At 60.1% G+C, this 25,226-nt stretch carries 32 protein-coding genes; 10 read left to right on the forward strand and 22 right to left on the reverse strand.

Going from position 1 to position 25,226, the window contains the following annotated elements; all coding sequences use genetic code 11:
- The coding region (locus Q0581_RS02640; RefSeq protein WP_298697348.1) for a hypothetical protein at positions 1–259 on the forward strand (259 nt) is incomplete at its 5' end.
- Positions 260–288: 29 nt separating this feature from the next.
- On the opposite strand, the gene Q0581_RS02645 is transcribed toward Q0581_RS02640, so the two are convergent.
- The gene (locus tag Q0581_RS02645; RefSeq protein ID WP_298697350.1) at positions 289–1,017 is read right to left on the reverse strand and encodes an abortive infection family protein; all 729 of its coding nucleotides are present in this window, start codon (positions 1,015–1,017) and stop codon (positions 289–291) included.
- A gap of 56 nt (positions 1,018–1,073) precedes the next feature.
- Positions 1,074–1,388, reverse strand: coding sequence for an excalibur calcium-binding domain-containing protein (locus tag Q0581_RS14715; protein WP_366876494.1), 315 nt, complete (start codon positions 1,386–1,388; stop codon positions 1,074–1,076).
- A 760-nt stretch (positions 1,389–2,148) separates the two neighbouring features.
- Here Q0581_RS14715 and Q0581_RS02650 point away from each other — a divergent pair.
- Complete coding sequence (locus Q0581_RS02650; protein WP_298697353.1) at positions 2,149–2,340, forward strand: hypothetical protein; 192 nt, start codon at positions 2,149–2,151, stop codon at positions 2,338–2,340.
- Positions 2,333–2,512, forward strand: coding sequence for a DUF3606 domain-containing protein (locus Q0581_RS02655; RefSeq protein ID WP_298697354.1), 180 nt, complete (start codon positions 2,333–2,335; stop codon positions 2,510–2,512). Before Q0581_RS02650 ends, Q0581_RS02655 begins: the two co-directional genes overlap by 8 nt.
- A 3-nt stretch (positions 2,513–2,515) precedes the next feature.
- Here Q0581_RS02655 and Q0581_RS02660 read toward each other — a convergent pair whose 3' ends face one another.
- Complete coding sequence (locus tag Q0581_RS02660; RefSeq protein ID WP_298697356.1) at positions 2,516–2,752, reverse strand: hypothetical protein; 237 nt, start codon at positions 2,750–2,752, stop codon at positions 2,516–2,518.
- Between the two features lie 267 nt (positions 2,753–3,019).
- Here Q0581_RS02660 and Q0581_RS02665 point away from each other — a divergent pair, with 267 nt between their 5' ends.
- Complete coding sequence (locus tag Q0581_RS02665; RefSeq protein WP_298697359.1) at positions 3,020–3,385, forward strand: hypothetical protein; 366 nt, start codon at positions 3,020–3,022, stop codon at positions 3,383–3,385.
- A 128-nt stretch (positions 3,386–3,513) separates the two neighbouring features.
- On the opposite strand, the gene Q0581_RS02670 is transcribed toward Q0581_RS02665, so the two are convergent.
- From Q0581_RS02670 to Q0581_RS02710, 9 genes are all read right to left on the reverse strand, one after another.
- The gene (locus Q0581_RS02670) at positions 3,514–4,806 is read right to left on the reverse strand and encodes a Y-family DNA polymerase (protein WP_298697362.1); all 1,293 of its coding nucleotides are present in this window, start codon (positions 4,804–4,806) and stop codon (positions 3,514–3,516) included.
- Positions 4,770–5,213, reverse strand: coding sequence for a translesion error-prone DNA polymerase V autoproteolytic subunit (gene umuD, locus Q0581_RS02675; RefSeq protein ID WP_298697364.1), 444 nt, complete (start codon positions 5,211–5,213; stop codon positions 4,770–4,772). Before umuD ends, Q0581_RS02670 begins: the two co-directional genes overlap by 37 nt.
- A gap of 187 nt (positions 5,214–5,400) precedes the next feature.
- Positions 5,401–5,694, reverse strand: a complete 294-nt coding sequence (locus Q0581_RS02680) for a hypothetical protein (protein ID WP_298697365.1) — start codon at positions 5,692–5,694, stop codon at positions 5,401–5,403.
- A 12-nt stretch (positions 5,695–5,706) separates the two neighbouring features.
- Positions 5,707–6,390: an MBL fold metallo-hydrolase gene (locus Q0581_RS02685; RefSeq protein ID WP_298697367.1), complete on the reverse strand. Its 684-nt coding sequence runs from the start codon at positions 6,388–6,390 to the stop codon at positions 5,707–5,709.
- Entirely contained in the window at positions 6,387–7,490 is a 1,104-nt protein-coding gene (locus Q0581_RS02690; RefSeq protein ID WP_298697369.1) for a hypothetical protein, read from the reverse strand. The genes Q0581_RS02685 and Q0581_RS02690 overlap by 4 nt, the downstream gene beginning before the upstream one ends.
- 90 nt (positions 7,491–7,580) lie before the next feature.
- Positions 7,581–8,228 carry an SOS response-associated peptidase gene (locus Q0581_RS02695; RefSeq protein WP_298697370.1) on the reverse strand — a complete coding sequence of 216 codons (648 nt, stop codon included), beginning with the start codon at positions 8,226–8,228 and terminating at the stop codon, positions 7,581–7,583.
- Between the two features lie 92 nt (positions 8,229–8,320).
- Entirely contained in the window at positions 8,321–8,656 is a 336-nt protein-coding gene (locus tag Q0581_RS02700) for a hypothetical protein (RefSeq protein WP_298697372.1), read from the reverse strand.
- 107 nt (positions 8,657–8,763) lie between these two features.
- On the reverse strand, positions 8,764–9,387 hold the full coding sequence (locus tag Q0581_RS02705; protein ID WP_298697374.1) for a hypothetical protein: 624 nt from the start codon (positions 9,385–9,387) through the stop codon (positions 8,764–8,766).
- 26 nt (positions 9,388–9,413) lie between these two features.
- The gene (locus Q0581_RS02710; RefSeq protein ID WP_298697375.1) at positions 9,414–9,689 is read right to left on the reverse strand and encodes a hypothetical protein; all 276 of its coding nucleotides are present in this window, start codon (positions 9,687–9,689) and stop codon (positions 9,414–9,416) included.
- A gap of 262 nt (positions 9,690–9,951) precedes the next feature.
- Between Q0581_RS02710 and Q0581_RS02715 the strand changes: the two genes are divergently transcribed.
- A complete protein-coding gene (locus tag Q0581_RS02715) occupies positions 9,952–10,734 on the forward strand; it encodes an endonuclease/exonuclease/phosphatase family protein (protein WP_298697377.1) in 783 nt (260 codons plus the stop codon).
- A 37-nt stretch (positions 10,735–10,771) separates the two neighbouring features.
- Here the strand turns inward: Q0581_RS02715 and Q0581_RS02720 are convergent, their stop codons facing one another.
- The gene (locus tag Q0581_RS02720) at positions 10,772–11,515 is read right to left on the reverse strand and encodes a hypothetical protein (RefSeq protein WP_298697379.1); all 744 of its coding nucleotides are present in this window, start codon (positions 11,513–11,515) and stop codon (positions 10,772–10,774) included.
- A gap of 51 nt (positions 11,516–11,566) precedes the next feature.
- Between Q0581_RS02720 and Q0581_RS02725 the strand changes: the two genes are divergently transcribed.
- Entirely contained in the window at positions 11,567–11,965 is a 399-nt protein-coding gene (locus Q0581_RS02725) for a hypothetical protein (protein ID WP_298697381.1), read from the forward strand.
- 303 nt (positions 11,966–12,268) lie between these two features.
- On the opposite strand, the gene Q0581_RS02730 is transcribed toward Q0581_RS02725, so the two are convergent.
- On the reverse strand, positions 12,269–14,785 hold the full coding sequence (locus tag Q0581_RS02730; RefSeq protein ID WP_298697382.1) for a serine/threonine-protein kinase: 2,517 nt from the start codon (positions 14,783–14,785) through the stop codon (positions 12,269–12,271).
- Positions 14,786–15,392: 607 nt separating this feature from the next.
- On the reverse strand, positions 15,393–16,493 hold the full coding sequence (locus Q0581_RS02735) for a hypothetical protein (protein ID WP_298697384.1): 1,101 nt from the start codon (positions 16,491–16,493) through the stop codon (positions 15,393–15,395).
- A 265-nt stretch (positions 16,494–16,758) separates the two neighbouring features.
- Here Q0581_RS02735 and Q0581_RS02740 point away from each other — a divergent pair, with 265 nt between their 5' ends.
- Positions 16,759–17,793, forward strand: a complete 1,035-nt coding sequence (locus Q0581_RS02740; RefSeq protein WP_298697386.1) for a hypothetical protein — start codon at positions 16,759–16,761, stop codon at positions 17,791–17,793.
- 392 nt (positions 17,794–18,185) lie between these two features.
- Here the strand turns inward: Q0581_RS02740 and Q0581_RS02745 are convergent, their stop codons facing one another.
- Both Q0581_RS02745 and Q0581_RS02750 read right to left on the reverse strand, forming a co-directional pair.
- Complete coding sequence (locus tag Q0581_RS02745; RefSeq protein WP_298697387.1) at positions 18,186–18,431, reverse strand: DUF6626 family protein; 246 nt, start codon at positions 18,429–18,431, stop codon at positions 18,186–18,188.
- A 357-nt stretch (positions 18,432–18,788) separates the two neighbouring features.
- Entirely contained in the window at positions 18,789–19,034 is a 246-nt protein-coding gene (locus tag Q0581_RS02750) for a hypothetical protein (RefSeq protein WP_298697388.1), read from the reverse strand.
- 114 nt (positions 19,035–19,148) lie between these two features.
- Here Q0581_RS02750 and Q0581_RS02755 point away from each other — a divergent pair, with 114 nt between their 5' ends.
- The 3 genes from Q0581_RS02755 to Q0581_RS02765 all read left to right on the forward strand — a co-directional run bounded on the left by Q0581_RS02755 (position 19,149) and on the right by Q0581_RS02765 (position 20,969).
- Positions 19,149–19,787 (forward strand): hypothetical protein, encoded by a 639-nt coding sequence (locus Q0581_RS02755; RefSeq protein WP_298697390.1) that lies wholly within the window; start codon positions 19,149–19,151, stop codon positions 19,785–19,787.
- A 94-nt stretch (positions 19,788–19,881) separates the two neighbouring features.
- On the forward strand, positions 19,882–20,271 hold the full coding sequence (locus tag Q0581_RS02760) for a hypothetical protein (protein WP_298697392.1): 390 nt from the start codon (positions 19,882–19,884) through the stop codon (positions 20,269–20,271).
- A 92-nt stretch (positions 20,272–20,363) separates the two neighbouring features.
- On the forward strand, positions 20,364–20,969 hold the full coding sequence (locus tag Q0581_RS02765) for a hypothetical protein (RefSeq protein WP_298697394.1): 606 nt from the start codon (positions 20,364–20,366) through the stop codon (positions 20,967–20,969).
- A gap of 39 nt (positions 20,970–21,008) precedes the next feature.
- Here Q0581_RS02765 and Q0581_RS02770 read toward each other — a convergent pair whose 3' ends face one another.
- The 5 genes from Q0581_RS02770 to Q0581_RS02790 all read right to left on the reverse strand — a co-directional run bounded on the left by Q0581_RS02770 (position 21,009) and on the right by Q0581_RS02790 (position 24,865).
- Positions 21,009–21,275 carry a hypothetical protein gene (locus tag Q0581_RS02770; protein WP_298697396.1) on the reverse strand — a complete coding sequence of 89 codons (267 nt, stop codon included), beginning with the start codon at positions 21,273–21,275 and terminating at the stop codon, positions 21,009–21,011.
- Positions 21,276–21,317: 42 nt separating this feature from the next.
- Positions 21,318–21,821, reverse strand: coding sequence for a DUF2321 domain-containing protein (locus Q0581_RS02775; protein ID WP_298697398.1), 504 nt, complete (start codon positions 21,819–21,821; stop codon positions 21,318–21,320).
- Positions 21,822–22,706: 885 nt separating this feature from the next.
- On the reverse strand, positions 22,707–23,033 hold the full coding sequence (locus Q0581_RS02780) for a hypothetical protein (protein WP_298697400.1): 327 nt from the start codon (positions 23,031–23,033) through the stop codon (positions 22,707–22,709).
- Between the two features lie 223 nt (positions 23,034–23,256).
- Positions 23,257–24,081, reverse strand: coding sequence for a DUF5131 family protein (locus Q0581_RS02785; RefSeq protein WP_298697401.1), 825 nt, complete (start codon positions 24,079–24,081; stop codon positions 23,257–23,259).
- Entirely contained in the window at positions 24,074–24,865 is a 792-nt protein-coding gene (locus Q0581_RS02790) for a hypothetical protein (RefSeq protein ID WP_298697403.1), read from the reverse strand. The genes Q0581_RS02785 and Q0581_RS02790 overlap by 8 nt, the downstream gene beginning before the upstream one ends.
- Between the last annotated feature and the right edge of the window lie 361 nt (positions 24,866–25,226).

The raw sequence follows: 25,226 nt of genomic DNA on the forward strand, positions 1-25,226 counted from the left end.
GGGCCGCAAGGAGGTGGTGGCCCCGCGCCGGAGCCTATGGCGTGAAGGATTTAATTCGACGAACTTGTTCTCCCAAGTCGTCAACTATGACCCCCCAGAGGAACCGCATTCGATCATCCGCAATGGTGACCGTGATCGTGTCGCCTTTGATCTTGGGGTCAAAGTCGAAGTGGTCTGCGCGTTCGCGCAAGTGGTCCATCACCGGAATGGTTTCCCGCCCATCGACCATGCTTCGTTGGACGTCGATGGTATCGTTTAGGTTCACCCGATAAGTTGTCTGGGTGACGGTCAATCGACCCTCGCCATCTCGGCCATGTCAGGCTGACGCTCGCGCCATGTCTCGACAACAAAGGTCGCCATAGCACCCGCGAGGTTCACTACTAGATGAGCATGACGCTCGCTGACGTTAACGGGTCTTCGGCCCGCTCCGTGGGCATCTCCCACCTTGTTACGAACTGATCCCAACCCCTCAACGACCGCTGTGCAGCCTCCGAGCACCTGCTTGAAAACTGGTTCCACGTGTTGGCTTGGCGCGAGGTTGAGCCTTTCCGCGACCCGTCGATAAAGCCGAGGGAGATCGTCTGTCTCCGCGTAGTCCACGCGGGCATCGTCCAGAACGTGCTTGAGGACGGTTTCGAGCAAAGTGCGCGCAGCGGTTATTGCTCCCGCCGGGTCAGAAGCGCGACGAGAGAGTGCCTTCTGCCATGCGGCACTCACACCTTCTTCGTCGAAAGACATAAGAGCCATGGACACACCGGCGTCTGACGGTGAGAGGCTTTCGCTTTCCTCTAAGTAGCCCAGTAACCGAGCAAACTCGTCGCGGACATGTCGGCGTCTCGGTTCCCAGCTTGAGTGAAATGACTTGGCGAACGACCAGAGATGATCGAAGTCACGATGATTGCGAAGCACCGCTGGGACCAAAGCACCGGGGATGGCCGGGTCGCGCAAAACCGACTTCCTAAGTCGTTCGTAGAGCGCGCCATCGGCGTCGTGCTCTCCCCCGACTTTGGCGACCATAAGCTGTTCCAAGAGCTTGACCCGGCCATAGGGGGTGTCGGGTAAATCCCTCATAGCTACTCGCAGCCTATGCCATCACCGTCCCTATCCAGGTGTCGGCCGTAGCCGGGTTCGCCGCGACGCACCGGCGCGGCCCCAGCGGCACGCGCAGCCGCACAGTTGGCATAGGCGCGGTCCGTGCCTCTTGGCACTGCCTGTTGGGGCGGGTTCGGAGTTGATCCGCGCGAACCGTTTCCTGTCCGGTGACAGTGATAGCCACCGTTCTTCCGATCGTTGTGACAGCCCTCTGAGTTGAGGCCGCCAGGGTGAGCAACTGCGACCGCTGGGAAGACGATCATCGCCGCGATCAGCCCGATCTTGAGGGTCTTCATGTTTCTGCCTCGTCCCTGGGCGGACTATCCAGTCCCTTCGCGTTGGAGTCCAGCGCAGGGGAGGGTGGGTGAGCGCGAGGAGGCGCGACCGACCTTTGATCCCAATGCTCCATCGGCCTTGAACAGAACCTGTCTCTCCGTCGCTCGTTGAGCCAAAATGGCTCCACGTCGGATTCACCAAAAGAGCGCGGGCTTGGTGGCTTGGGTGACCCTTTTGGCGGCGTGCAGTTCTGAGCCGCACTCACCTGATCCGCAGGGTTTCCAGCGGGTAGAGGCTGTGGGTCCGTTTTTCGTGGCTATACCGCGAGAACTTTCGCGCCTGCCGGTTATCGGCGTCGATACGGAGGTAGACGAGTTCGTCGGCGACGGTCTGCGCGTTGGCTTCTCATACGGAATGTATGGCTCAGTTCCTCTCCAGGACGGCTTGCTGGACTACGCCACCGGCGAAATGAACGTAGATGGTAGGCGGGGAAGGTGGGCCGCCTTCAAACGTGCAGACGATGTTAGCGACGGCCTTCCGTATGGCTGGGTTGGTCATGTCGGCACGCCATCCGTTTGGGGTGCCCGACGAGGCGAGCCTGTCGGCCTGACGATCTATCTGTCTTGCAGCACGAGGCAGGTTTGCGAACTCGGCCCGCAGATCGCCGATACAGTCCGGTTCGAGTGAGCGGTCTGGAACATCGCGACTGCCGACCTATCTGCTTCCCCCGGCCATTAATGCCTGCCCGGAACTGGCCCGAGATGTCTGCATTTCCCGATCATGGCCGACTCCAAACCTACTCGCGAAGGTCCACTCACGCCCGAGGCGCGAAAAGACGCGGTAGTGGTCGAAGACCCTTCCAAGGACTCGATAGTGATGACGGCTGACGAAGCCGATCTGTCTGCCATCCGCATGCTGGAGGAGGCTGCTAAGGCCCGCGAAAATCACGACAAGGGAGAGCGCAGTGACTGACGACAAGAGCCAAACCGGCGGCCAGGATCGCAAGCGCATCAGCCTGGAACAGGACTATGAGGTCCGTGACTGGGCTGAGAAGTTCGGCGTCAGCGCGGATGAACTTCGCGCGTCAGTCGGCCGAGTGGGGAACATGGCCGAGGATGTGGAGCGCGACCTGAGCGGTGGCTGACGCTCACCGAGACTTCGATACGCCATCCAGCGGAACGACCACCATCTGGCTGTAAAGGTGGCCGCCTTCGCATACCGGAAAGACGACGAACTCTTCGCCCGCTTGGGCCGCCGCCTCGCGCACCAAGTCGCTGAACTCATCGAGACAGTCAGGGTCGGCAACCAGCGTGTAGGAGTCCGCCTCGCGTTCTATGCGATAGGCGTGGGAACCCTCCAGCAAACTGTCGAGCAGCCGTCCCATGGGCGAAGTGAAACATCGTTAGACGGGCGAGTCGAGTCGGTCTCTTGGCCGCTGACGGTCTCCCAGAGGTCCGCTATCCCGCTTGATGCCAGTGCCCACACTCGACCCGTCTCAGACACTCCCGACGTCCGTTTGGAGGACTAAGGTCGGATTGTGCAGGGGGTGGGGTAAATGGCGACAGGTGAAACTGAGCATTAATTGACAACCAACATGGATAAGCTCGATCCTTGAATTCCGCCCCCGTCGCGTAAACCGAAGGAAACGAGAATGGATACTTTCACTGCTGGTGTTCAATATAACGACTTCAAGGGCACAGTTGCCGCTGACGTCTCAGACAACCTCTCGATCGCCAAACATCTCGTCTCCTTGGGTAAGGCCCAGAATGACGAACGAGTTGTTGCGTTCAGAATTACGTCAAGCGGCATCAGTGGCGCGCAAGTGACCGAAGTGTCTTTGGTCGCCTACCTGAGCGACTCCAAGGAGTTTGAGCCGTCGCCGGAATCCTTGCGCGCCGTGGAAATCAGCTTGACGCCCGGTGAAGCTCTCTCGTTTTTCAAACGGTTCGATCTTGTCGCGAACCGGAGCGAATTGGATTTGACTGCTACTCGCGTTGACGGACCGCACTACGACTAAGGATGGCGGCCTCCACCACGAAAACATTTGGGGGGCAGGGGTCTGCTTCCGGGGCGGACGCCCCGTTTGCAAAACCACCCCGAACCGGCGTCTGGAATGTCCGCTAAGCGAGACCCCCGGTGTCGGGCTCAGGCTCTCAACACCGGCACCTCCGCAAGCCGCGTCGTATACGCCGGGCTCCGCATATCTGCCCGCACCGTCCAAGCCTTCTGAAACCCGCTTCGAGCGACGAACACTGACCCACGGCCGAACCGTCCGTTGACGTCGTCCAGAGCAGCCATCAGGGCCTCGCGCCGGGGATCAGGGGCGTCGATCAACGCCCTCGGTGCTCGTTCCGGTGTCACCAGTCCGTCCAGCATTACCCCTGCCTTCGAGTAGCGATAGCCGCCCGACCAGAGCCGCTTCGTGGCCCGTGTTGCCGCCTGGACGAGTTCGAGCGTGTCGGACGTCGGCTCCCGCAGCCTCACGATCCCCGAGACTGATTTGGCAGGTCCATCCGAGAAGCGGCTCGTGTGAAAGAAAACGCTGATATGGGGAGCCACGACGCCATGTCTTCTCAGCTTCTCACCGGCCCGGCTCGCATAGGAGGCGGTGGCCTCCAACATCACATCGAGCGTGGTCACTGGCGACCCGAACGACCGAGTGACAGCTATTCCCTGTCGGACAGGCGCGATGAATTCGAGGTCCTGGCAGCGCACGCCATTGAGTTCTCGCACGAGACGTTCGCCGACCACCGTCAGCAGTGATCGAGCCAAGCTGGGGTCCATCGCCCGCAGATCGGCAGCGGTATGAACGCCTACCGCCTCCAGCTTGCCAACCGAGGCCCGGCCGACACCCCAGACGTCTGCGATGGCCAGGAGGGGAAGAAGCCGGTCCCGTGCTTCGGCGGACGTGAGATCGCAAACCCCGTCGAGTTCGGGCCGCTTCTTCGCCAGATGGTTCGCGGCCTTCGCGAGAACTCGCGTCGGACCCAAGCCAACGCTGGTCGGAATCCCGGTCCAGCGGCGGACGGTCGCTCGCATCTTCCGGGCGTAGCCCTCAGCGTCGGGTATGCGAGTCAGATCGAGGAAGCTCTCGTCTATCGAATAGACCTCAACCTCATCTGCGAACGACCGATAGACCTCGTTTACGCGGCGGCTCATGTCGCCATAAAGGACGTAGTTTGAGGACTTCGCGACGACGCCATTGGCTCGGCAGAGATCGCGGATTTTGAACCAGGGATCGCCCATTCTGATGCCAAGAGCTTTGGCCTCTGGCGTGCGGGCAATCGCACAGCCGTCATTGTTGGAGAGAACGATGACGGGCCGACCTTCGAGGGACGGATCGAACACACGCTCGCACGAGCAGTAGAAAGAGTTGCCATCGCTGAGGGCGAAGACGCGGCTCATCGAGCCGGAGGCCGATGCGGTGTGAGCGACCATGTGACGACGCCCCAGATCAGAGCCTCGGACGCTTCGTCGAGGATCAGCGGCGTCCGCTTCGCATCGGCGAAATCGAGGGCGAGCCGCCCTTCGGAATTTCTGGCGACGAGCTTTGCACTCGGTATTCCGTCGATCACTGCGACCACGACATCGCCCGCCTTGGCGACCAGGGAGCGATCCACCACCACGTAGTCGCCGTCGCGAATACCCGCTCTCACCATGCTGCTACCGCAAACTTTCCACATGAACGTGGCGGTCGGATTGGTGACAATCAGGCGTGACGGATCGAGTGCATCCTCGACGTAGTCGTCAGCGGGAGACGGGAATCCTGCACAGAGGCCGGAGCCCATTAGGGGCAGCCGCACGTCGGAGCGGAGGCAGACCGCGATGAAGCCGCCGGGAGCCAAGGAGGCTCGCGTTAGCGACGGGGCCGGACGGCTCCCAGACATCGTTCACTCCACTCCAGACGCCACCGACCCGCAGCCGCCGTAGCGGGGTCTGAGTGAATCCGGAAGAGAAATGTTCTTGATGTGTTCTATTCTTGTGGGGCTTATCGGTTGGGGGGTTGGCGAGTGCCCCAGCCTTCCAGATTGGCTAAAGCTCGTCTCGCATTTCCTTGGGCAGCCCCTCCCACTCCGCGAGGACGCCGATCATCGCCTCCGCGAGGCTGTTGCGAATGGCCCTGCTTTGTTGAGCCTCTGGGGAAGTGGTCATCAATGCAGCCCAGACGAAGTCAGCCGCGTCGAACGCGAGGGCTGACACCACAGGGTGGGATGCGAACTCGCCCTTTCCCTCAGCGGTTTCGCTGAACAGGCGGTTCACCGCATGGCCGTGGCGCGTCAGTCTCTCAACTGCGTAAGTCGGCAGACGAAAATCCTGGTCGGTCAAAGTGATCTCCATTCATATGATCGCGAGAGGCTCGCCATCAGTAAGCCTGACGACGTTCTCAAAACCGTCGCGGTCAGTGTCCCAGGCCATCCCGTGAATCGGGACCAGGGCCTTTGGCGAGATTGCCGTCGCGAATGCCTTTAGGTCGGCCGTGGACGCATGGCCTGACGTGTGGAGGTGGACTGACCGTGCTCCGCCCTCATCAAACCAAGCCTTCAACGCCACCCCATCCGGCTGCTCCAGATATCCGCGCCACTGGGAATAGCTCCAGGCATCCGCCTCGTTGGGGGCCACGCCTTTCGACGCGAAATCCCGGATAAGCGAAGGGCGGATCATCACGACCCACTTGCTCGGGTTCCCGCCTGACCAGTGACGATAGTTCCGAACCGGCGCGGTGCCGAATATGCTGGCGGTGAGGTGCATGAGCTTGCCCGCCGAGACGCCGGAGTAGACGGGCCACGAAGCTGGTAGTTCTTCAAGCAGGCCGTAGTGGTCCTGGTGGGGATGGGAGATCAGCACACCATCGACGGGGCGGTCGAGATTCAGCGTCTGGGGCAGAAGGCCGGTCGCCTCCTTGGGGGCATCGAGAGGACGACCGACATCGAGAAGAACGCGCCCTTCACCGGTCGCCAGTTCAATGCAGTTGCCGCCGATCTGATTGGTCGCACGATGGACGGTCAGGGTCAGGCCGTTCAAGCGGCGACATCCCGGATGACCAGACCGCCTTCGATGGTCGCCGCGCGAAACTCGACGGAGACTCTCTGTTCGGCATTCCAGCGGATTTGAACCGCGTCATTCAACATCTTGAGGAGAGCCGCGTCGCTGAGCAGCGGATGGAGATTGTCGCCCAACATCACGGCAACGATCTCCTTGGCTTGGCTGACGTCATCACCCGTCACATGGTTTCCGGCCGCCCGGCTCGGGGCAAACTGGAAATGCCCCAACGCCGCGTCGCGCATGACGCTGGCGTAGAAGATCAACTCGCTGATCGTTCCAACCGGGATGTTCTTCCCGGCCTTGAGTTCGAACAGCCAAAATCGGTCGCCGTCAACGCACACCAAATCAATCGCACCCTTCCCGCCAGGGAAGATGCGTCCGTTGCCATCGGGTAGCGGAGTTCTGAACAGGCCAACGGGGAACTGCTGATCGGTGCGATAGTCGCCCCGGAATCCAAAGTGGTCGGCGAATTTTCGATCCTGACGGAGGAAGCATTCCATCTGATGCTCATTCGACCACTCTCCTCGTTCGCAGACGAGGTTGTCGGTGAGATGGGTGCGGTCCCCAGCTACATTGAGAACGCGGTAGCCATCGCTCCCCAGCGCAACCGAGCCCGTGGTGTCTCCATCCAGCCAAAACCAATCCGGGAAGAGGTCGGCGAACCGTCGAGCACGATAGAGGAACCGTTCGTAGTGAGGCGGCAGCTTACCCTTCACCGGTTCAACCGCTGGCCAGAACAGACCGACCCTCTCCGCACCGGCCCAGCGTTTGAGAGCTAACGCCCAGCCTTCGAAAGCAGCCGCGTTAGTCTGCATGTTGGCCTGGATCGCCGCAGACGTGAGGTGAATCTCCGCAACGTCGTTGTCGCCAATGACCTCCATCAAGCCAGGATTACGTTCGCCCTGCGGACCCTTCCTCACCTTGGCGGGGAGACGCACATTCCGGTTCTTGCCGTAGCCCTGGCGGAGCCGCTCGCTCCACGTCTCATGCTGGCGGCTTGAGGCGGTATTCCGAAGAGCCGCCTCAAGCTCTGGGGTAAACGGGATAACATCGGGGGCCTCAATGAAGCCCTCGGGCAAGTCGTCAGTTCGTGCGGGCAAACAGCATCTCCAAATTGCGAACCCGCCACTCTACAAGTTCGATGCGTCAAAATCGGTCGTAGGGAGAATCTAAGGGACGACGGACTCGAACCGCTCCGGCCGCACCGCCGCAATAATCTCCGCCGGGTCACGGGACACGTCCAGCCAGTCCCCCCATTCGTCGGCTTCAAGGATGACAGGAGCCCGGCTGTGATAGTCCGCCAGCCAGCCCGCTGACGGCCCGGTCAGGATGGTGAAGCTCCCGATCTCCCCGGCGTCTGGAGTGGCAACTCGATCCCACATCCCAGCAAACCAGATCACTCCGTCGTCTTGGCGACGGAAGGTGTGCTTGGTCTTCGAACCCTTTTCGCCCGTCCATTCATACCAAGCTGAGGCTGGCACAATGCAGCGTCGCTTCTTGAACGCTTCTCGGAAGGTGGAGGCGGTCGCACAGGTCTCAACGCGGGCATTGAAGGTCGTGAGCTTGAATCCGTCGCCAAGGCCCTTTTCCGTGTCCTTGAGAGGCTTCCCGGATCGCCAGAAGGGCACAAGGCCCCAGCGCATCTTCTCAAGCTCCCAGGCCCCGTCTACGAGCCGCGCCGTGACCTGATTGGTTGTGGGTCGGACGTCGTCGTTGGGTTCGAGATTGAGCGGCGGCGTCGTGACCGAGCCCCACCGGGAAAGCTGGTCGTGAATCTGAGCCCAAGTCAGGTGGCTGGTGTCGAAGCGTCCGCACATCGGCTGAGACTACACAGGCGCGGGCCGCTGTCACGTTGCGAAAGGTTTGGTGTGGGCGGTCATCGACCGCAGTCGGAGTCCCTTTCCGCTCATCAGTTTGCCTTTGGGTAGAGCCTGATGCGTGTTGGAGTGCGAGGCACATTGTATAGATCGATTACAAACACCTCGAACCCAAAGAAGCTGTCTTCGCTCAGGTAGTGCTCGCCTTTTCCGATCACTCGATCTTTGTCGTCATACACGGCGACCACGATCTCTACGCACTCGCTGATCTTCGAGGTTTTGCTCCGCGCATGAGCCTCGCCACGAACGACGACGTGCACCGCCCCATCTTCGTCCTCTTCGCCAAAGGCCGCATAAAGCCCTTCGAATTTCACGCCGAACTTTTCCTCGAACGCCTCGATACGCTCGATCTGATCGGTTTGGTCCATTTCCATTTCTTTCCTCGCTATGGCTCAGGCGACGCTTGCGTCGCGATGATTTGGTTTGGCGGGCGTGATCTGCTGACACGCCGACTCTCGCCGCCGTCTGCACAAGTTCATTTGTTGCCGTTGAGGAGGGTCACTATTCTCGCGACCCGATACGATCCACCGCGTCCAGGATTAGCTTCGCCGTCTGGGAAGAACGCGAATGATTCTCCCTGTCGAACGGCCTTGCCTCCGATCTTGAGGAGTGGGTCGGCGTCACCCTCAGCCCCATAATCAATTTGATCCCCGCGCAGAACAAAGGGGTAGAGGTCTTCCGGTGAATCAAGAAAGCCGGAAAAGCCCACCGCGTAATATTTGCCGTCCCACACATCAGTCTCAGCGTTCACGATGAGGTCAATCGTGAGCCTCAAGTTGCTCTCTTCATTTCCTCCGCCGGGGATCAGCACGGCCCGGACCAGTTTGTGAGGACCAAGTGGAGATGTGGGATGCAGCGCGGCGGCTTGCTCAAGTGCAGACACTTCTTCCCGCAATCTCAGAACCTCGGAATCTCGTCGCACCGATAGGTCCGTGTTGCTCACGGTGGCCGCCGCCTTACGCCGAACGGACTCGTGTTTAGCTGCTGCTCGCTCGGACGCATCAAGCCACCGCTTGGCTTTTTGAAGCTCTTTCCTCAGATCATCCCTGGTCATCGCAGTGGAAATCCTGAGCGTTTTCTTCTTCTTGCTTGTAGCCACGACCTTCTCCGATCCGATTTATGCGCTCAGAGCGCAGCAAGGTCTTTCGGTCCACGCTCGACCCCCGATTTGTCCCAGAGCAGCACGAGGCCAAGTCGCGTCTCCAAAAACTGGAGGGTGGCCTTTTCATCCACCACGTATTCCCGCCAGCTTTCCAGCCAAGCCTCGGTGACGGCACGGGACATGTTCCGCCCGCCTCCCAAGAAGATGAATTTCTTCCGATCAATCGCGACCGCTCCTGACACCGCGATCTCTTCGAGAAGCGTCTCCCGCTCCATCTCCAATCGTCTGGCTACCGCCATGGCTACCTCCTCCAGCACAAACTCCTTGTGTCACAGGTTTGTCCCGAAGGTCAACAAGTTTGGGAGAAACGTGTGAAACTTTCGACGAAACTATGGGTCTCGTCCGCTCGGGCGAATCTTTCTTAGTCGTGCTCTACTCCCTCTCATGAAGCCCACAGCCCTCCTCGCCGCCCTCGCCCTGTTCGCCACGGCTTGCACTGGCACCCCCAGCCCAGGCACCGGCCCAGCCTCTGGGCCGATCCTCAAGCTCGCCAGTTGGAACATGGAGCACGTCGCCGAGCGCAATGGCTCCGGCTGCCGCCCCCGCACCGATGCCGACTACGCAGCGATGCGAGCCTACATGGAGGACCTAGGTGCCGACGTGATCGCCTTTCAGGAAGTTGAATCCCAAGTCGCCGCCGAGCGGGTATTTGACCCGTCCCTCTATACCGTCGTCGTCGAAGAACGCGTCGGCACGAACCGTCGCGGGGCATGCCGGGGGCGGGACGGGCTGACCATCAACGCCCAGCGCACGGGCTTCGCTGTCCGAAATGGCCTGCCTTTCGAACGGCAACCCGACTTCACGGCCGTCCAGGTCGGCAATCCGGACCTCCGCTCCGGCGTCGATCTCATCATTCGGCCGAGAGGTGGGGAGCCTGTTCGTGTGCTGTCAGTGCACCTGAAGTCAGGCTGCTCCTCCGGAGATCGGAATGAAGCCTGTGCAGTGCTCTTCCAGCAGGTTCCCGTAATGGAGCAGTGGATCGACCAACGGGCCGCTGAGGGAGTGCGCTTCGCGGTTCTGGGCGATTTCAACCGCCGTCTCGCGATGCCCGGTGACGCTGTTTGGGCAGACTGGGACGACGCCTCACCGCCGAACTCCGACCTCACCTTGGCGTCGGGTGAGCAGTCCGCCCAGTGCAATCCTCGCTACCGGGATTTCATCGACTTCATCGTGCTGGATCGACGAGCGAAAGGTAGTTTCGTGGGGTTCGATGAGAAGACGTTCGCGGACGAGCCCCTGAGCGATCACTGCGCGGTGTCGGCAGGTTTGAGCCTTCGCGGCTGAGGAGGAACATTGTGGTGCGGTATCGTCGGCGAGGCACTCAGCCACCGCGCGCGTGGGCCATCCCAACTGCCGTAACAAAGAAGCGATCCCGAGCGGGGTCATAGGCAATGAAACTCAGAGAGGCCAAGCGGGAGACCAGCCCCTTGTCCATGGCAGTCGGTTCGAATGAATGGTCTTCGGTAGACCGATTGACGATCTCGAAAAGCCCTTGGTCGTCGCGGTCGGTCGGAGTTCTCGCTCGTTGAATCGGCGATATAACCCTGTCGATATACGCCTGTCGGTCTGTCCCTGAACGCGCAACCGCCTGGATTGCTGGACGAAGGTGAGGCTCGTAGCCTTCGCCTTCGGACTTGTGCGGGCGATCGTGGAAGATCGACCCACATTTCGAGCAATACCATTGCCGAGAGTATGCCTCGATATGTGGTGCGGCCTCGTCCTTCGTCTTGCCATGGACCCAGATGGCCAAACCGATGCCCGCAGCGGGGGGCAGTAGGATCGACAGCCAAAGAGGGACGCCAATAAGAATAAGAACAGGCACCGCAATGAGGGGGAGCATCGCCGCGCAGCCGACCGCTTCCGAGACACCCGTTGGCGGCGCGTTGCGCTCGATGACCACAGACGTGCGATTGCCTCGCGAACGAGACTGTCTAACGCCAACCGTCCCCCTTGAGGTGATCCACCATCCGGTGCTTGCCCCGTCGTAGCGCGTCAACTGCTGCTCGTAGAGAGCAGAGGACTTATTGACGTTGCCCGACCCGCAGTTTGGGCATTTCATAATCACGGCCTATCCGCTGGAACATGCCAATGCTTAGTGCTCACGAAGTCACCCGCCATGGCTGAAAAAAAGTGGGTTTCGGACCGACTGACGGTCGTTCTCTTCGGAAAAATATGCCGGAAGGAAGGGCGATCCTACAACGGTCTTGGAATGATCCGGATGATTGACGCCATCCCTGAGTTTCAGGTTCCGGTGACGGAAATGGTTTTTCATCTTGGCACGGGACATGGCTTTTGTGCTCTCAAGGGAAGCCCTGCCGAAATCGTAGAGGTCGGGACACAGTTGGCAGAATTGGGGGATTGGACCTTCGATTCCTTGGCGGGATGGAAGAACCAGTTCCCAGACGTCACGGAAAAGCTCCTCAATCTTCGAGACCGCTACCCCCTCGTAGTCGTTCCGATGGAGGGGGATGAGGATGAAGACTTGGCCCGAAAGATCGCACTCGCGCGATGCTGACGTCCAGGCTCCTTGCGTTGAAGCTCCGCTTCGGCAGATTGGTCCCATGGGAAAATACGATCCGCTCCGCGATCATCTGAGACGTCAGCGAACAGACGAGTTCGAACTTTCTTTCGCAGAGATCGAACGGGTCATCGGGGCCATGTTGCCGAACAGTGCTGCGCGTCCCCAATGGTGGGCGAATGTCGCTGATCCGAACACGACCCACGTTCAGCGAAACGCTTGGCGAGATGCGGGCTACGATGCGTTTCTAATCGCTGGGCGGGATCGGGTTCGGTTCAAACGAACAGGGGGAGCCGCAGTTTAGGTCGCTGCGTCTCGTTCTGCGGCGGAAAGTGCTTCGGTAAGGCACCGCTGGACGTAATCATGCGTATCCCCAGCGGTGCCGTGAAGCATTTTTAACGCGGGGCCATATCCGCGCTGAGCGGCCATTGCTGGGGCACCGCTTGCCATCGCGATATCTCCAAACGCAATGCGGACCGCCACGTCCTGCGGAAACGCTTGCACCGCTGACAAGAGGAGCTTCCGGGCCGCTTGGGTGTCGCCTGAGGCATGCAACGCGTGCGCGTGCTGCGCTTGTGCCTCACCTTCTCGGCCGGAAAGCTCGCCTAGCCTTTCACACCAGGATATCGCCTCGGGCCATGCCAGTTCGCGCATGTGCGCGTGGATCAGTTGGTTAATCACGGAGGCGTTGCTGGGCTCAAGTTCCGCAAGTCGAAGATTGGCTGCTTTAGCTTTCGCCCACTGATTTTGCTCGCGATAAGCCATGGCGAGGTTGTGCCAAATTCGAGGGTCGCCAGGGGTGTCTGCGGCGGCATGCTCCAGCATCGGTATGGCGATGTCGAACTTCTTTGCATTGAGAAGGGAGGCCACGTCCACAGTCCGATAGGCCCCCTTTTCGGGCTCGTCCAAGCTCGCGATTAGATCAGCAAGCCCCGCCCGGTCATGTTCCGGCGTGCAGTCGATGGCCCGTTGAAACGCTGTCTGGGCCTCGATCTGACGGCCTCGCGCCTTCAATTGAGAACCCAGATTGAACCACGCTGCGCTTTTGTCTGGAGCCAGTGCGGCGGCGCGCTCAAGCCATGATATCGCTTCGTTATGGCGTCCAAGCGAGGCTAAGGGACCCGCCATGTTGAGCATCGCACCGGTGTTCAGGCTATCGGTTTCGATCGCTGTCTCGAACGCGACCACGGCCTCAATCTTTTTGCCCAAGCCGCTGTAAATCAGCCCGAGATTATTCCAGGGCGCGCTACGCGTGGGGTCCAAGTCTATCGCTCGCTTCGTGGCCTCACGAGCACCGCGCAGGTCATTTTGCTCGATCAAGAGGCGGCCCAACTGAGTCCAGCCAGACGCGAAATCGGGCCATTGCTCCGTGAGCAATCGTGCGGCAGCGAGGGCGTGTTCGACGTTCCCAGTGGCGGACAGGGATGCCCGCGCCAAAAGTTCCTCCCGGCTCGATTCAAATCTGAGTGGAGCGTGAGGCAACCTCACTCCCATCTCTTGAGCGTTAGCCTGCAAGGTCAATAGAAACTCGGCCGGGCTCGCGAACCTCTTCCCAGGGTCCTTGGCGATCGACCGGCGGATAACGTCCGCGAGAGGGTGATTGGGAACGGAAACAGTCTCGCTCTGATGGCTACGGCTTAACTGCCCCACTGATTTGGCCTTGAACGGATGCGACCCGAAGCACAGTTCAAACAGCACCATGCCGAATGCGTAGACATCCGTGCGAAAGTCCTGCACGGCCCCTCTCCATTGCTCAGGGGCCATATATGGTGCCGTTCCCGATATCCCCCGTGCTGGTGCCGTGCTGGCGCGTTCTGGCCACTCCAATGGAATAGCCGACGCTATGCCGAAATCCGTGATCTGGAGGCTTTCGTTTTTCCCGACCAGGAGGTTTTCGGGTTTAATGTCGCGGTGCGCGATGAGGCCATTTGCCAGAGCATTTTGCATTCCATAAGCAAAGTGGGCGGCGAAGCGCAGGGCTCTGGTCGGAGACACTGGTCCTTGCCTGATGTGGTCTCGGAGGGTGGTTCGGCCTTGATCGTCGGGCGGAATGAACTCGGCGGCCACACACATATTCCCAGCAAGGTGATCGACCCAGAACGCGGGAACCAGATGTTCATGCCGTCCGAGATTTACCCAAGTCCGTGCTTCGCGGGCGAAAATGGTCGGATCAACCGCACCCGGCGTGAAAGTCTTGAGGACAAACGGCTCGCCGCCGTCTGAAACCAGAAACACACGTCCCATTCCCCCCTCAAAGGCGCGGTGAATGAGGTATTTCCCAGCAATCCTTTGACCCGGCCTGTAGGACCCTTGGCCCACGCTTTCCGCTTGCTCAGTAGTGCCGCGAGGCTTCGCGCGGGTGCGACCTGAGGGACCTGCCGATGGATTGGCGAACGGATTGATGAGCGGCTGGCCCTTCTTGACGGGCAACAGGTCGTTGAGGAGATGAATGTGTTCGCAGTATCCGTTCCCGGCGGTGACAGAAACGTTCGGCCACGCAGCGTCCTTCAAACTTTCGATCGCCTTGACCACCTCTTTGGATCGAATTGCGATACCGCACTTCTTGCAAGGCCGGGCACAGTTCACGCAGATCGGAAAACTGCCGCTGACATAGCCTCGGCTTTGCGAAGCCGCCAAGAAACACTGCGGATGAGGCAGGTTATCCGGGAGGGACGCCTTGATGAGGTGCATCGACACTGGGAGTTGACGCGATCCACACAGGAGACAGATCGCGCCTGAAACCAGCCGTGGCTTGAAGCTCTCGATCAATTGCGCTCGCACCTGCGCTCGAAAATCTGTGATGACTGCCTCCAGCATCTGAGGGGCGGATTGTTCCCTTTATGGAATGACACGCCCTACGCGCCGACAACTACCGCCTGATCGCTTCCGTCGCCGCCCGAATTCCGCCGCTCAAAGCGACGTCCGCAAATGCCTCGGCGGTAGGCCAAGCAGCGAATTGGTCCAGTGGATAAGTGTTGTGGCAGATTAGGCCGAGCAACTGTGCCCAGGTCGAATCGGGCGGGATATCGAATGGCGGCTGGCGGTCGCCTCGGTCCAAAAGCTCTCGCGGCCACCGATAAGAGAGAAGGCTTTCGAAGTTCATCCTCGACCGGGAGCAATCAAACGCAACGAGACCGACTTGGTAGTCGTTTAGCGGCTCACCTCTATGGTGGTTCGCCAACACCATCCAGGCGAAAGCCATTGTCCCCTCACGCCGAATTCCCGACGTCTCGACAGCGAACGCGGTCCTTTCGGTAGACGTTACAAACCGCCAATCGCTTGCAGCTACAGGGCTGGAAAATAACAGCAGCAGGGATGCGATTGCGAAGAGCTTCATTGTTGACCTACCAGACGGCGGCTTCCATCGCGGGTAGGCTGACACATCCAAGAGGTTGAGTCAGCGCGCCAACCGCCGAGGTCTGCGCTATTGGTGCGGTGTCATTCCTTCGAACTGGAACTCCAAGTCGTCCACGGAGTGAAAGAGACCCTCGATCATGGCCAAGTCAGGATTTTTGCTGGGCATGAGGCAGATCACCCCCTGACCGCGCAGACGTTCCTTCACACGCTGAGCCGTCATGGCCGACACCGGGAAGTTGGCGCGGCCGTGGAGACCGCTGAGCAGCCAGCCGCCGTCAGTTCCAGTCAGCAAGGCAATCACGTTGAGGTCGGGGATTGCGAAGTAGGCCGTCGAGCCCAACGCCATGGCGTTGGTGTGCCCGGCAAGGCAGTTCTGCCACTCGCGTCCCATCGTCCTCGCGGTCGCGGGAACGATCCGCACAACACCAGGATCGTTATCCAGCGGAATCCCCAGCGCGGGCAACCGGTCAGCCCTGCCGAGCCAACCGCGCACCCAGTTGCTGGCGCGGAAATGGGGAGCGTCCTCGATGGACTGCCTCAGCGCATCGGAGGTTGCCGTGGAACAGACCTGACGGATGACCGGGAGGCGAGCGTTGATTTTGTGGGCTTCCGACGCAGTCCGGACGGCCATGGCGGTCTTGGGCGAGAGGATGCTGAGATCGAGGATTTCCACGACCTGGATGAGTTCGTCGTCGAGTCGGGCGTCGATCTTCTCAAGCACCCGACGCCGCGCCTGATGTTCGGGCTCATGGGACGTCAGAAGCGCATACAGGCGTGCGTAACCCTCGGCCGTGCTGAGAAGGCCGCTGCCAATCTTCCGGAGGATAGCAGGGAGGCTGGGCGGGACCTCAGGGTAGGTGGCCTCCAGGATGCACATCGGTTTCATTGCCACCAGCGCGTCGGCCACTTGAGCGTCAGTGTTCCCCTCGCTGGCCTCCCCGTCCGCGCGGAGAAGGAAGCTCTCAGGGGAGTGGCGAACGCCAGATGACAGCGCGGCAGCTACGGCATTCCGCCAAGTCGGCGAGGCACGTGTCGCGTATGCCAAGAAGCCCGGCCGGATATCCTCCAGCCGCATGGCTTCGACCAGAAACCAGCCGCTGAGCGGATGGAACCAGTCGCGGCCGGGTTGCCCGCAGCCCTGGCTGTAGCGTTCGAGAAAAGGGGTCATGTCGCCTCACGTTCGAGAGAGGCGGGAGCACCATGCTCAGCCGCCTGGATGTCTCTCGGGTAAGGGCTGGGTGACCATGGGAGGGGCTTGTGGCACGCTCACGAATCCCGCTGCAAGAACTTCCTGGTCCTCGGAGGCGACGGGATCGAAATCCATGTCGCACTGAGATCAACTCACTTGGACCGAAGGGTGAAGCCGGACCGGTGCGGAGCTTGTTGACGGCTGCGGGAGAGAAACGGTGATGGGTCGGAGACTTGATGCAATTTTGGCTCTCGGCATCGACGAAGCGGAGTTCCTCACCGTTGCTGACCCGGTCATATGGATTAGGCGAAACGGAGGAGAACCGGGTGTAGGTCTACCGAGCGAGGTTCATCTTTGGCCGGAAGGCGACAGCGTCAACAGATTGGCAGACCAGTTCCTCGTTATTGGCCGCTCCAGAGGGAAGAGCTTTCACGTCCGATGGGGTCACTATTTCCCGCTTGAGAATGAGGAAAATAGCGGCCTAGTCGAAATTTCCCCGGAGCTTTTTTCGGCCTACCTCATCCGCAGGGGTGCCCTGATATCTCGCCTAGCGAAGTTCTACAGACGGCTGGATTCCATCGAAGAACGAACACAGGCTCGTAATCGCGCGTCGAAATCGGAACAGGGTTCGTTAGAAGCACTGCTCAAAACCCGATGCCCAAAATGGGGCATGCAGTCGGCGAATCCTACTTACGCCGTGACAGCAATGGTGCGGCAGCAGAGGCTGTCAGTTTTCCAAGCTCGTCAGCTTGCCTCTTCCGAGAGCCAGCGTCTCGTGTTGATGCGGGTGCGGAGCGACGGCTCCGTAATCGCCGTTCCACTGACATTTGAGGGGGAACAGAGATTTGGAAGGTGGCGGCCTCGTGAAAGTCGAATGTCTCATCGAGGCTTCTTGGTGGCGGAAGGTGTGGTGAGAGAGCACCCGATTTCGGATGAATGCCGCATCGAACTGGAAGCGAGCTTGAGCCCGTCTAGCGCGTTGTTCGATCCAACCAGTGCCCCAAGCGTCTTGGCAAATGTGGCTCGCTTTCAGACCGAGGCTGCGGAAGTTGCTCGGGCTCGCGCATCAGTGTCGAACCAGGAAGCGGCCGAATGCCAAAAGCTGAGGCTGCGATTGGTTTCTTTGCGCGAGGTCCGGGCTTTGCGCGACAAACTCCGCATTAAACGCAACGTTGTCCGAAGCGCGGTTCGTCGGACCTATGAACGTCGTGCTCGGAGCGACGCGTCCAAGCTGATTGCTTTGGGCATTCCCATCCAGCAAGTCAGCGATACCTATTAGCGTCGTCAGAGGGGAGGCTAACCGAAGTTCTGCTCGCTTTGAGAGCGGCGTCGAACGCACACTGAGATCGTGCGTTAGCGAACTCGACACCCTCCGCCCATGACCAGACGGCAGGGACGTTCGGCCGCTTCGACAAAGCCGCTTGAATCGCAGCCACTGCCCGGACAGGCACGAGCACGCGCCCAGACTGCATTGTTGGGTCGAGCCGCCTAACGCCCAATCCCGCGAAGACGGACGCCATAGCGACAGACAGCGGAGGCGGCAGTTCAAGAAGCCAATCGTCGGTGGGCTGCCAAGTCATTACCTTTCGGTCCTCAGGGGCTGCGACAGAGTCCTATGAAGCGTCTGACTGCTGTCGTTGAGGAAGGAATAGTAAGCCACAGTGCCGCCGGTCATCGCGCCGCCTCCGGCAACCAGAGGATGGTCCAGCCGACCTTGATCGCGAGGAGGAGGCGGCCTTCGCGCCACAGCTTTTGGAAGAGGCCGATGAGGACGTCAGCACTGGGCGGGCGAGGTCCTCTCAGAGCCATGTAGTTTGACGCGGCACCGAGCCAGTTGGTTGAAAATTCCCGCCGGGAGCGCGTAAGACCGCGTCGTTCGAAGATGTGGTAGATGGAGATATCAGCATGGTTGGGCATGCTGGTATTTATCTCCGGCAACGCGTTCCCCTCGCTTAGGGGATAGCAGCCCCGCCCTGACAGGGTTTGCGGCGTAGTGTGCCGGAGACAGTGCCGAACAGGGTCGGCGGCATCGCATTCCAAGGCCCGGCGATGACATGAGGGGCAGGGTTAGGCTGGGTCGAGACCGGCTGGGCCTGCCAAGGCATACGCCCCAAGGGGGCCGGGGGCCGGGGCCGCACGCAAATCCACCCGACAGATTTTCGAACCCAAAACGATCCGGCTATCGGACGACGACGGGCCTCACCGGGGTCACACAGAATGCGTCCAAGACTCGGGAAACTGTTCGTCCTTGATGACCATGAACGCCACCTGTGTTTAGATGAACCGCAACTCACTGTAGCGGCCCGCTTCATCAACGATGCCAGCCAACCCGCACACGGCGGGCATGTGACTGCTGTCGTAGTATCCCTCCAGGTAGGAGATCGTCAGCCTCCCTTGCCCGGCAGTCCGCCGCTCGACGATGACCGTCGCGGCCTCGCCCAACTCTTGGAAGACATCGTCTGGTTTGGATTCGCAGGCGGACAGAATCGAGGCGATGGCGATCAGGATCAGCTTCTTCATGACGTTCCCCCGGATTGTCATCCTATACCGCGTAGCCGGGATTGTAGGAGCGTGCAGACCCGCCTCCCCCTGGCGGAAATCTGACCCGAAAACGATCCATGTTACGGTCGCGCTATGAAGTCCGGCGAAACTCACGAGCGAACCAACCCAACCCATGTCTTCGGACGCGGCGAGCATCTCCAGGCACGAATGGGTGTCGATATCATCCGAGGCGAGTTGATTGCCGCTGTCGTGATCTTCGGAGCCAACATCGAGCACTATCTCGAACACGCCATCTGGCAGTTACGAGGCGAGCCCATACCCCCAAAGCCTGACACCGACGCCAAAAGGATCACCACTTTGATCGAGCTTCTCCGCAAGGAGATCGCGTTGATTGAAGACGATGACAAAAGAAAGATGTTGGAGATGTGGTGTGATGCGGCTGGCGATGGCTTCATCATAAGGAATAACATCGTTCACGGAGTCCCCGTCCCACTTGGAGGTGGAGGGGCAATTTTCATGCGGAATCCTCGATGGGGCGGGGTTGAACGGAAGCAGGATTTCGGAATGTTCGGCGGCGAGACCGACACGCTCATCATGGTCCGGGATTCATTTGCAGTCCTCCTGCGGATCATTCACGCCGTCTCGGTCGGATCGGCTGATCTGATGTCGAACAAGCTGGCGATGCGTGCAGTCAGAGAAGCCCGATCAATGCTGGGCGAGTTCGCGGACCATATGCTGTCGAGACCGGCCGAGCGAGCCATGGATCGTTAGCCTTACTCACGCATCTGACGGCGTGGGAGGAGTCTTTCCGCATCGACTATCCTCATTTTGTCAGACTATCTTTGCGCGAACCGTGGGGGGAACAATGAGAGCATTGGCTTTGTCATTAGCGGTTTTGGCCGTTGCCGGATGTTCGGTTCCTCCGGCTGTCGATGAGCGTCCGGCGTTGATCGCCCAGCGGGTCGCGAAGTTGGAACAAGCCAAAGCTTCTGGTCTCAACATTGCCAAGTTTGATTGCCCGGCGCGGACCGTCAGTGACCGCACGGCTGAGACCATGCTCCTGATGTGGGTCAATGAACGCACCGACCTCGTTGACCGGTCCAACCTCAGAACCGCGAGTGACGATATGATCTCGGCGTTCCAGACCTGTGGGGCCAACATGAACCAGATCATGAATGAGTTGGAGCGGTCCGATGACCTCCTCATGTTTGGTTTGTCGATTGCAATTCTCCAGCAAGGGCGGGGTCTCACCTGAGGCGGGGTCAACTATCGGTCGCACCCTGGATGGCCTGATGCTGTCCGGAAACGGCGATCCCTATCAATGATGCAATCGGAGGGATGACATTGATGAAGACGGCCCTGCTTTCGTTAGGACTCGGCCTGCTGGGCTGCGCTCCAACAGTCTCCCATGCTCAGACCCCGTCTGACCCTTTCGTATTCGTGATCGGAAGCACCGAAACGGCGGACTACGTATGGTGGTCGAAGGCTTCACTGGTCCGACCAACCGGAACGGTTGTATCCGGTGTTGCCCTCGACGCGCTCAACGCGGCCAGGGGCGAGGATGAAAACAAGTGGTGCTTCGCGAATGCACTTTCAGCGGCATCCTTCACCTCTCCGTTCCGATCAATCCAAGCCGCGATTGATGAGACCATGAGGGACGAATATTTGCCCGGCTTTCAGGCCAGCGGGTCGTTCACGGGGCAGGGAGATCAGGACGCCGTCGTGGGGAATTTCGAGGATTGCTACGGCAATCAGGGGGCCTTCCTCCTCATCACCAACCGGGAGGAGCCGAGACAGGTTGTCTACGTCAGGGAGTGGGCTGACTGGAAGGGCTTCATCTGGCTTTCGAAGAACGGAGATGAGCTTTCAGTAGGGAGTTGCCTTTATTGCGACGACGTGCGGACGCTCTCCTACGATCGAGCGCGAGGCCGGTTCTACTGGCCCGAAGATTGAGGGGGAGGGACGCGGTCCGAGCGTCCAAGCTTCGCGCGCTCACTTCTCGGTCCGCTCACAGACACTCAGTCCCAACTCGGGCCGAAGCTTGCACTTGAACCCGCACTCGTAGTCGCCCTGGAGTGCCTTCAAGGCGAAGAGGGCTTCGGTGGCGGTCGCGCGGCATTCCTCCAAGGACGTGAACCGGCCAAGCGGCACATCTGAGGTCAGGTCATCTCTGTTGGGATAGACCCAGCCTTTCCAGTCCGCGCGCTCTCCACAGGCCATCAGGGACACTAGCATGAGCAAGGAAAGCAGTCGCTTCATGGCACGAGGTTCCGGGTTGGGCTGACGCGGGCGCGACGCCGATCAGAAGCCGAGAGACTTCTTGGCAGACTCAGAAGCGACATCCGAAAGAACCCTGACCATCACAGCGTAGGCAGGCTTGCCCAGCCCTTGCAGCACCTTTCGCATCCGCATCGCTGCGCTCTCGGTCTTGGGTGTATCGCGCAGCACGTCGGGTAGAGCAGCGTCGAAGATTGCAAGCTGGTCGTCGGCAAGGTCCTCCTGTCGGAGGATGTCCTTCATGTTCTCGATCGCCGCCTCGTGCCAAGGGAATGGCCGTCCGCAATCCTCGCAGTAGTTCGGAACCGGGATGTGGCTGAGACTCATGCTTCCGCGTAGATAGCCTCGCATATTTGCGTTGCAGTCCGGACAGGCCGAAATGGTGGGCGAACCGCAGTCCTTGCAGTATGCGCGGCCGTGTTGGGGATAGGAGATCAGGGACGTCGTGATCTGATGGCCGTTCAGGCAGACCTGCATGACGTCATATGACCCATCAGCGTCGAGTTCCTCGTAGGGGTCATATCTCATCCGGGTGATCCGACTCGCTGCTCCTGAGAACCCTTAACATGCCAGAGCAATCCTCTCTGGTCGTCCGCGCAGCCGCGCGTCCAACCTCCCTCTCGCATCTCGCTCGGCCTTCGCCTCCCTCGCTTGCGTCGAGGGTCTTTTATCCGAGATCAGATGACCTCAGTTCGCTCATCCTAGACCTAGTGTCGTCTTTCTTCCCCGCCCCCAAAAGTCCCATGGGGGCGATGGGGAAATTTGGTGCGGGAAAGATGTAGACCGGTCTCATCCTGAGCCATTGGTCGTCCTCAGGCCACGAGCCAGTTTCCTGGCAGGAGGTGGTTACCCGAACCCTCCTTGTAGCGGCCCCATCTCGGCCAGAAGCACCCTAACGGGGTGTGTTGGAGCCTTGTCCAGCGGGGAGCACATTAACGCACGGTGGCGGTCGGCTGGGCCTCTGGGGCTTGCACACGGGTCTTCTTGTCTAGCCTAACGGTTATCGACTTGCGTCGAAGCAACACCCGGTCGGCTGTAGGATGCACCGCCGGGTGTGGAGAAGGGCCAAATCGTCCAGGCACACTTCTCCTCTTTTCTGCTCTTCGCCTTGCGGCAGTCGGAGGGAGCGCAGGCCGGTGGATGTCCCCTGTGGGGCCACCTGACCAAGTATCCTCTTAGGCGTGTCCTCGCCTCATCGTCCCCGGTCGAGCGGCCCACTGGTGGCCTGAGTCCCGGTCCTGTCTTGCTGCGGAGGTGACAGCGGGCTTGCCCTCCTGGACGTATGTCGCAGAAGCCGTGAGGAGCTTCTGATCTATTTATCATTCTACCAAACCGGGCTCTCCGCTGGCGATATCTATCGACACGTGGGGCGGTAGTTTTGGCTACCTCGTCAACACGCTAGAGGTCGCCCCCTCAGCGCAGCCAGCGGAGAGTGAAGTGCACTACGTCCGCGTCGTTCTTGAAGATCGCGGCGGCCGCCAGTCCGTGAAGGTGTCTCGGACCAAACGACCTGACGACGAAGTGGCATCCGCTCGTATGGTCAAACAGCCACTCACCCACATCTTCCCGCACGAGGTATGCCTTGTTGTTGCCCCTCCCCAACGAAACAACCCAGCCCAGCCGAGCTTGGACGTCGAGCGGGTCAAACACGACGGCGTGTGGGGAGAGCGTTTGTTTCCATTCCTCTTGGCGTTTGGCGATGCGTGGGTAGCGCGAATCTGTATTGTAGAAGTCAGTCATTGGTCACGTCGCACAGCGCGCCGAACGCAGGCCCGAAAGTTGAGGAGCCAGCGGTAGTCGCTTGGTGAAGTCGGAAAGACGATCTGAATCCTTCGCCCCTGCTGCTCCCACACCATCCGATAATGTCGGCCGCCATGACGCACTCGCGCTGTCGAGAAAATCGCGGGTGCGACCTCCTCTTCCAAAATGGAGAGGGCAAGTCGCTTCGTTCGGCGACCACTCATCACGCCACCTCCGGCCGAGCGAAGTATCGGCGACCGTCCAGGAGGTCGGCCCCCTTTCCCCGACCGGGCCAGCCACCTGCCTGTTTGAAGTTGAAGGTGACATGGGGAGGAAGTTCATCGCGGATCGAGCGAGCCCATTCGAGCTTCATTTCACGCGCACCGGAGCCGCTCTCGCCGCCGACGATAACCCAGTCGATCATCTTCATGGCGTTTCGGACGTCCGGTTCGCTCATGAAGCTAACGGGCTCCAGAAGCGGTTCGGCCGACACGAAAGTGAAAAGCGGCTTGAGCCGGACCTTGGCATTGGCGAGGTGGCCGACCGTGGGAGCGACTTCTTTCTGCATCCCGGCCGACCCACCCAGCGCGACGTTGGGCGGGAGGCCACCAGCCGCTTCGCTAAGGCGGATGATGTTCTGCGGACGTTTAGTCAGGAAGAGCCAGACCAGATTCGGCGTGTCACGAACGACGTCAAAGAGGTCAGAACGCCACGCGGCCGGGGCGGCGTTATCGTAGACGTCAGCGAGACTAGCGCAGAACACGAACGGCCGTGTCCCGGCCTTAGCCGCCTTTCGATTCCAGTTGCGGGGAGACTTCCATGTCGCCTCTGACGTCCGTTTCCGATTGCCAACTCCAGAACCCGGCCCGCCCCACACGTAACTCTCAGCAGCCTTCCGCACCGCCGACGTTTTGTCGGGCGTGAACCACTTCTTCTGGGTGACCAAGGTCTCGGCGTAGCAATGGTCGCAGAGCGGGCTGACCTTCATACAGCCGATCCACGGATTGAAGGTGTGGTCGGTCCATTCGATCGCGGTGGAGTCAGCCATTGGCCGCCTCCCACAGTTTGTCGGCCTGCTCGGCGGCTTGGTAAATGACGTCCGCCAATTCGTCGTCGCGAGAAGAATCGTCGGGAGCGGCGATTTGGAAAAGCTGTCCGAGGTCCGGTTCGTAGCGGTCGGAAACGTCGAAAGGCACATCGACGGCCACCCGGAGCTTCATGAGTCTTCCGATGGCGCGAGTCTTGGTTTCGAACGACAGACTGGGGTCCCGGACCTGGAGGCCGTAGCGGACCCGAACGTCCTTCCGCATCTTCGCGGCCTTGCGTTGCGCGTGGGCTTCAGAAACCGCCCGATCACGAACGGTCTCCCGGTTCGGTCCGATTTGCGCGGTCACGATGATCTCGTGCGTCCAGAGTCCCCGAGCAATCGCCAGACGCCCGACCTTCATGGTCACCCACGCCTGATGGGCAGCGGCGTTACCGGGTCCAATCAGACCGCGACGGGCGAGGGCGGTATAGCCCGCCTTCATCCCCCTCTCTTCGGATGGCTTGAGGTCACCGACTTTGGGCTGGCTCATCGCAGCCAGGAGGGCAGCAGTCGCTTTGTCGCCCAGGAACTTCGGGTTGAGGAAATTCTGGTCGGCAGATGCGTCGGGGAGAAATTCCGTCAGTCGGGCGGTGACGGCCGCGACGTCCCGCCTGCACTCATCGTTGAAGACATAGAGCCACCAATGAAGGCAGCGTTTAACCCGATGATCCGGGTTCAGGTTGAAGTCAGTCATCAGATCGTCGGCTTCGCCGATCTGATCGTTGTGCACGAGAATCCCGAGCATGGGTCGGCTCCATCAGTTCATCACCTCCTCAGCGAACAATTTCGCCGAGGACTTGAGCCGCTCCAGAAAGGAGCGGCCAAGAGTGCTGGGTCAGGAATCGAACCTGAACGGGCCACCCGGCCCAGCATTGTGCGGTGATGACCCAATCCGGGCCGTCGCCTGCGGCGGTCGGTCTATCCACTTGCCTCAGGAGTCAGCAATGCCTCGCTGACGTGACTTCGGTATATCAGACCTTTTCAGTAACGCAACATCTTTTTCGTCCGAACTGCTGTTGTTGTCGAGCGACTTTTAGATTGACGCCAAGAGTTATTGATTGACGGGGACATGACGGACTCAAGTTGCTGTCAACGCAAGGCAGAGT

It is taken from the genome of uncultured Brevundimonas sp. (genome assembly GCF_937863155.1).
Lineage (GTDB): Bacteria > Pseudomonadota > Alphaproteobacteria > Caulobacterales > Caulobacteraceae > Brevundimonas.

Excerpts from the sequence above, each read along its gene's own strand:
- Q0581_RS02645 (WP_298697350.1), bottom strand. The coding sequence starts at position 1,017 with ATGGTCGCCAAAGTCGGGGGAGAGCACGACGCCGATGGCGCGCTCTAC.
- Q0581_RS14715 (WP_366876494.1), bottom strand. The coding sequence starts at position 1,388 with ATGAAGACCCTCAAGATCGGGCTGATCGCGGCGATGATCGTCTTCCCA.
- Q0581_RS02650 (WP_298697353.1), top strand. The coding sequence starts at position 2,149 with ATGGCCGACTCCAAACCTACTCGCGAAGGTCCACTCACGCCCGAGGCG.
- Q0581_RS02660 (WP_298697356.1), bottom strand. The coding sequence starts at position 2,752 with ATGGGACGGCTGCTCGACAGTTTGCTGGAGGGTTCCCACGCCTATCGC.
- Q0581_RS02665 (WP_298697359.1), top strand. The coding sequence starts at position 3,020 with ATGGATACTTTCACTGCTGGTGTTCAATATAACGACTTCAAGGGCACA.
- Q0581_RS02670 (WP_298697362.1), bottom strand. The coding sequence starts at position 4,806 with ATGGTCGCTCACACCGCATCGGCCTCCGGCTCGATGAGCCGCGTCTTC.
- Q0581_RS02695 (WP_298697370.1), bottom strand. The coding sequence starts at position 8,228 with ATGTGCGGACGCTTCGACACCAGCCACCTGACTTGGGCTCAGATTCAC.
- Q0581_RS02700 (WP_298697372.1), bottom strand. The coding sequence starts at position 8,656 with ATGGACCAAACCGATCAGATCGAGCGTATCGAGGCGTTCGAGGAAAAG.
- Q0581_RS02710 (WP_298697375.1), bottom strand. The coding sequence starts at position 9,689 with ATGGCGGTAGCCAGACGATTGGAGATGGAGCGGGAGACGCTTCTCGAA.
- Q0581_RS02715 (WP_298697377.1), top strand. The coding sequence starts at position 9,952 with ATGGAGCACGTCGCCGAGCGCAATGGCTCCGGCTGCCGCCCCCGCACC.
- Q0581_RS02725 (WP_298697381.1), top strand. The coding sequence starts at position 11,567 with ATGGCTGAAAAAAAGTGGGTTTCGGACCGACTGACGGTCGTTCTCTTC.
- Q0581_RS02730 (WP_298697382.1), bottom strand. The coding sequence starts at position 14,785 with ATGCTGGAGGCAGTCATCACAGATTTTCGAGCGCAGGTGCGAGCGCAA.
- Q0581_RS02735 (WP_298697384.1), bottom strand. The coding sequence starts at position 16,493 with ATGACCCCTTTTCTCGAACGCTACAGCCAGGGCTGCGGGCAACCCGGC.
- Q0581_RS02745 (WP_298697387.1), bottom strand. The coding sequence starts at position 18,431 with ATGCCCAACCATGCTGATATCTCCATCTACCACATCTTCGAACGACGC.
- Q0581_RS02750 (WP_298697388.1), bottom strand. The coding sequence starts at position 19,034 with ATGAAGAAGCTGATCCTGATCGCCATCGCCTCGATTCTGTCCGCCTGC.
- Q0581_RS02755 (WP_298697390.1), top strand. The coding sequence starts at position 19,149 with ATGAAGTCCGGCGAAACTCACGAGCGAACCAACCCAACCCATGTCTTC.
- Q0581_RS02760 (WP_298697392.1), top strand. The coding sequence starts at position 19,882 with ATGAGAGCATTGGCTTTGTCATTAGCGGTTTTGGCCGTTGCCGGATGT.
- Q0581_RS02765 (WP_298697394.1), top strand. The coding sequence starts at position 20,364 with ATGAAGACGGCCCTGCTTTCGTTAGGACTCGGCCTGCTGGGCTGCGCT.
- Q0581_RS02770 (WP_298697396.1), bottom strand. The coding sequence starts at position 21,275 with ATGAAGCGACTGCTTTCCTTGCTCATGCTAGTGTCCCTGATGGCCTGT.
- Q0581_RS02775 (WP_298697398.1), bottom strand. The coding sequence starts at position 21,821 with ATGAGATATGACCCCTACGAGGAACTCGACGCTGATGGGTCATATGAC.
- Q0581_RS02780 (WP_298697400.1), bottom strand. The coding sequence starts at position 23,033 with ATGACTGACTTCTACAATACAGATTCGCGCTACCCACGCATCGCCAAA.
- Q0581_RS02785 (WP_298697401.1), bottom strand. The coding sequence starts at position 24,081 with ATGGCTGACTCCACCGCGATCGAATGGACCGACCACACCTTCAATCCG.
- Q0581_RS02790 (WP_298697403.1), bottom strand. The coding sequence starts at position 24,865 with ATGCTCGGGATTCTCGTGCACAACGATCAGATCGGCGAAGCCGACGAT.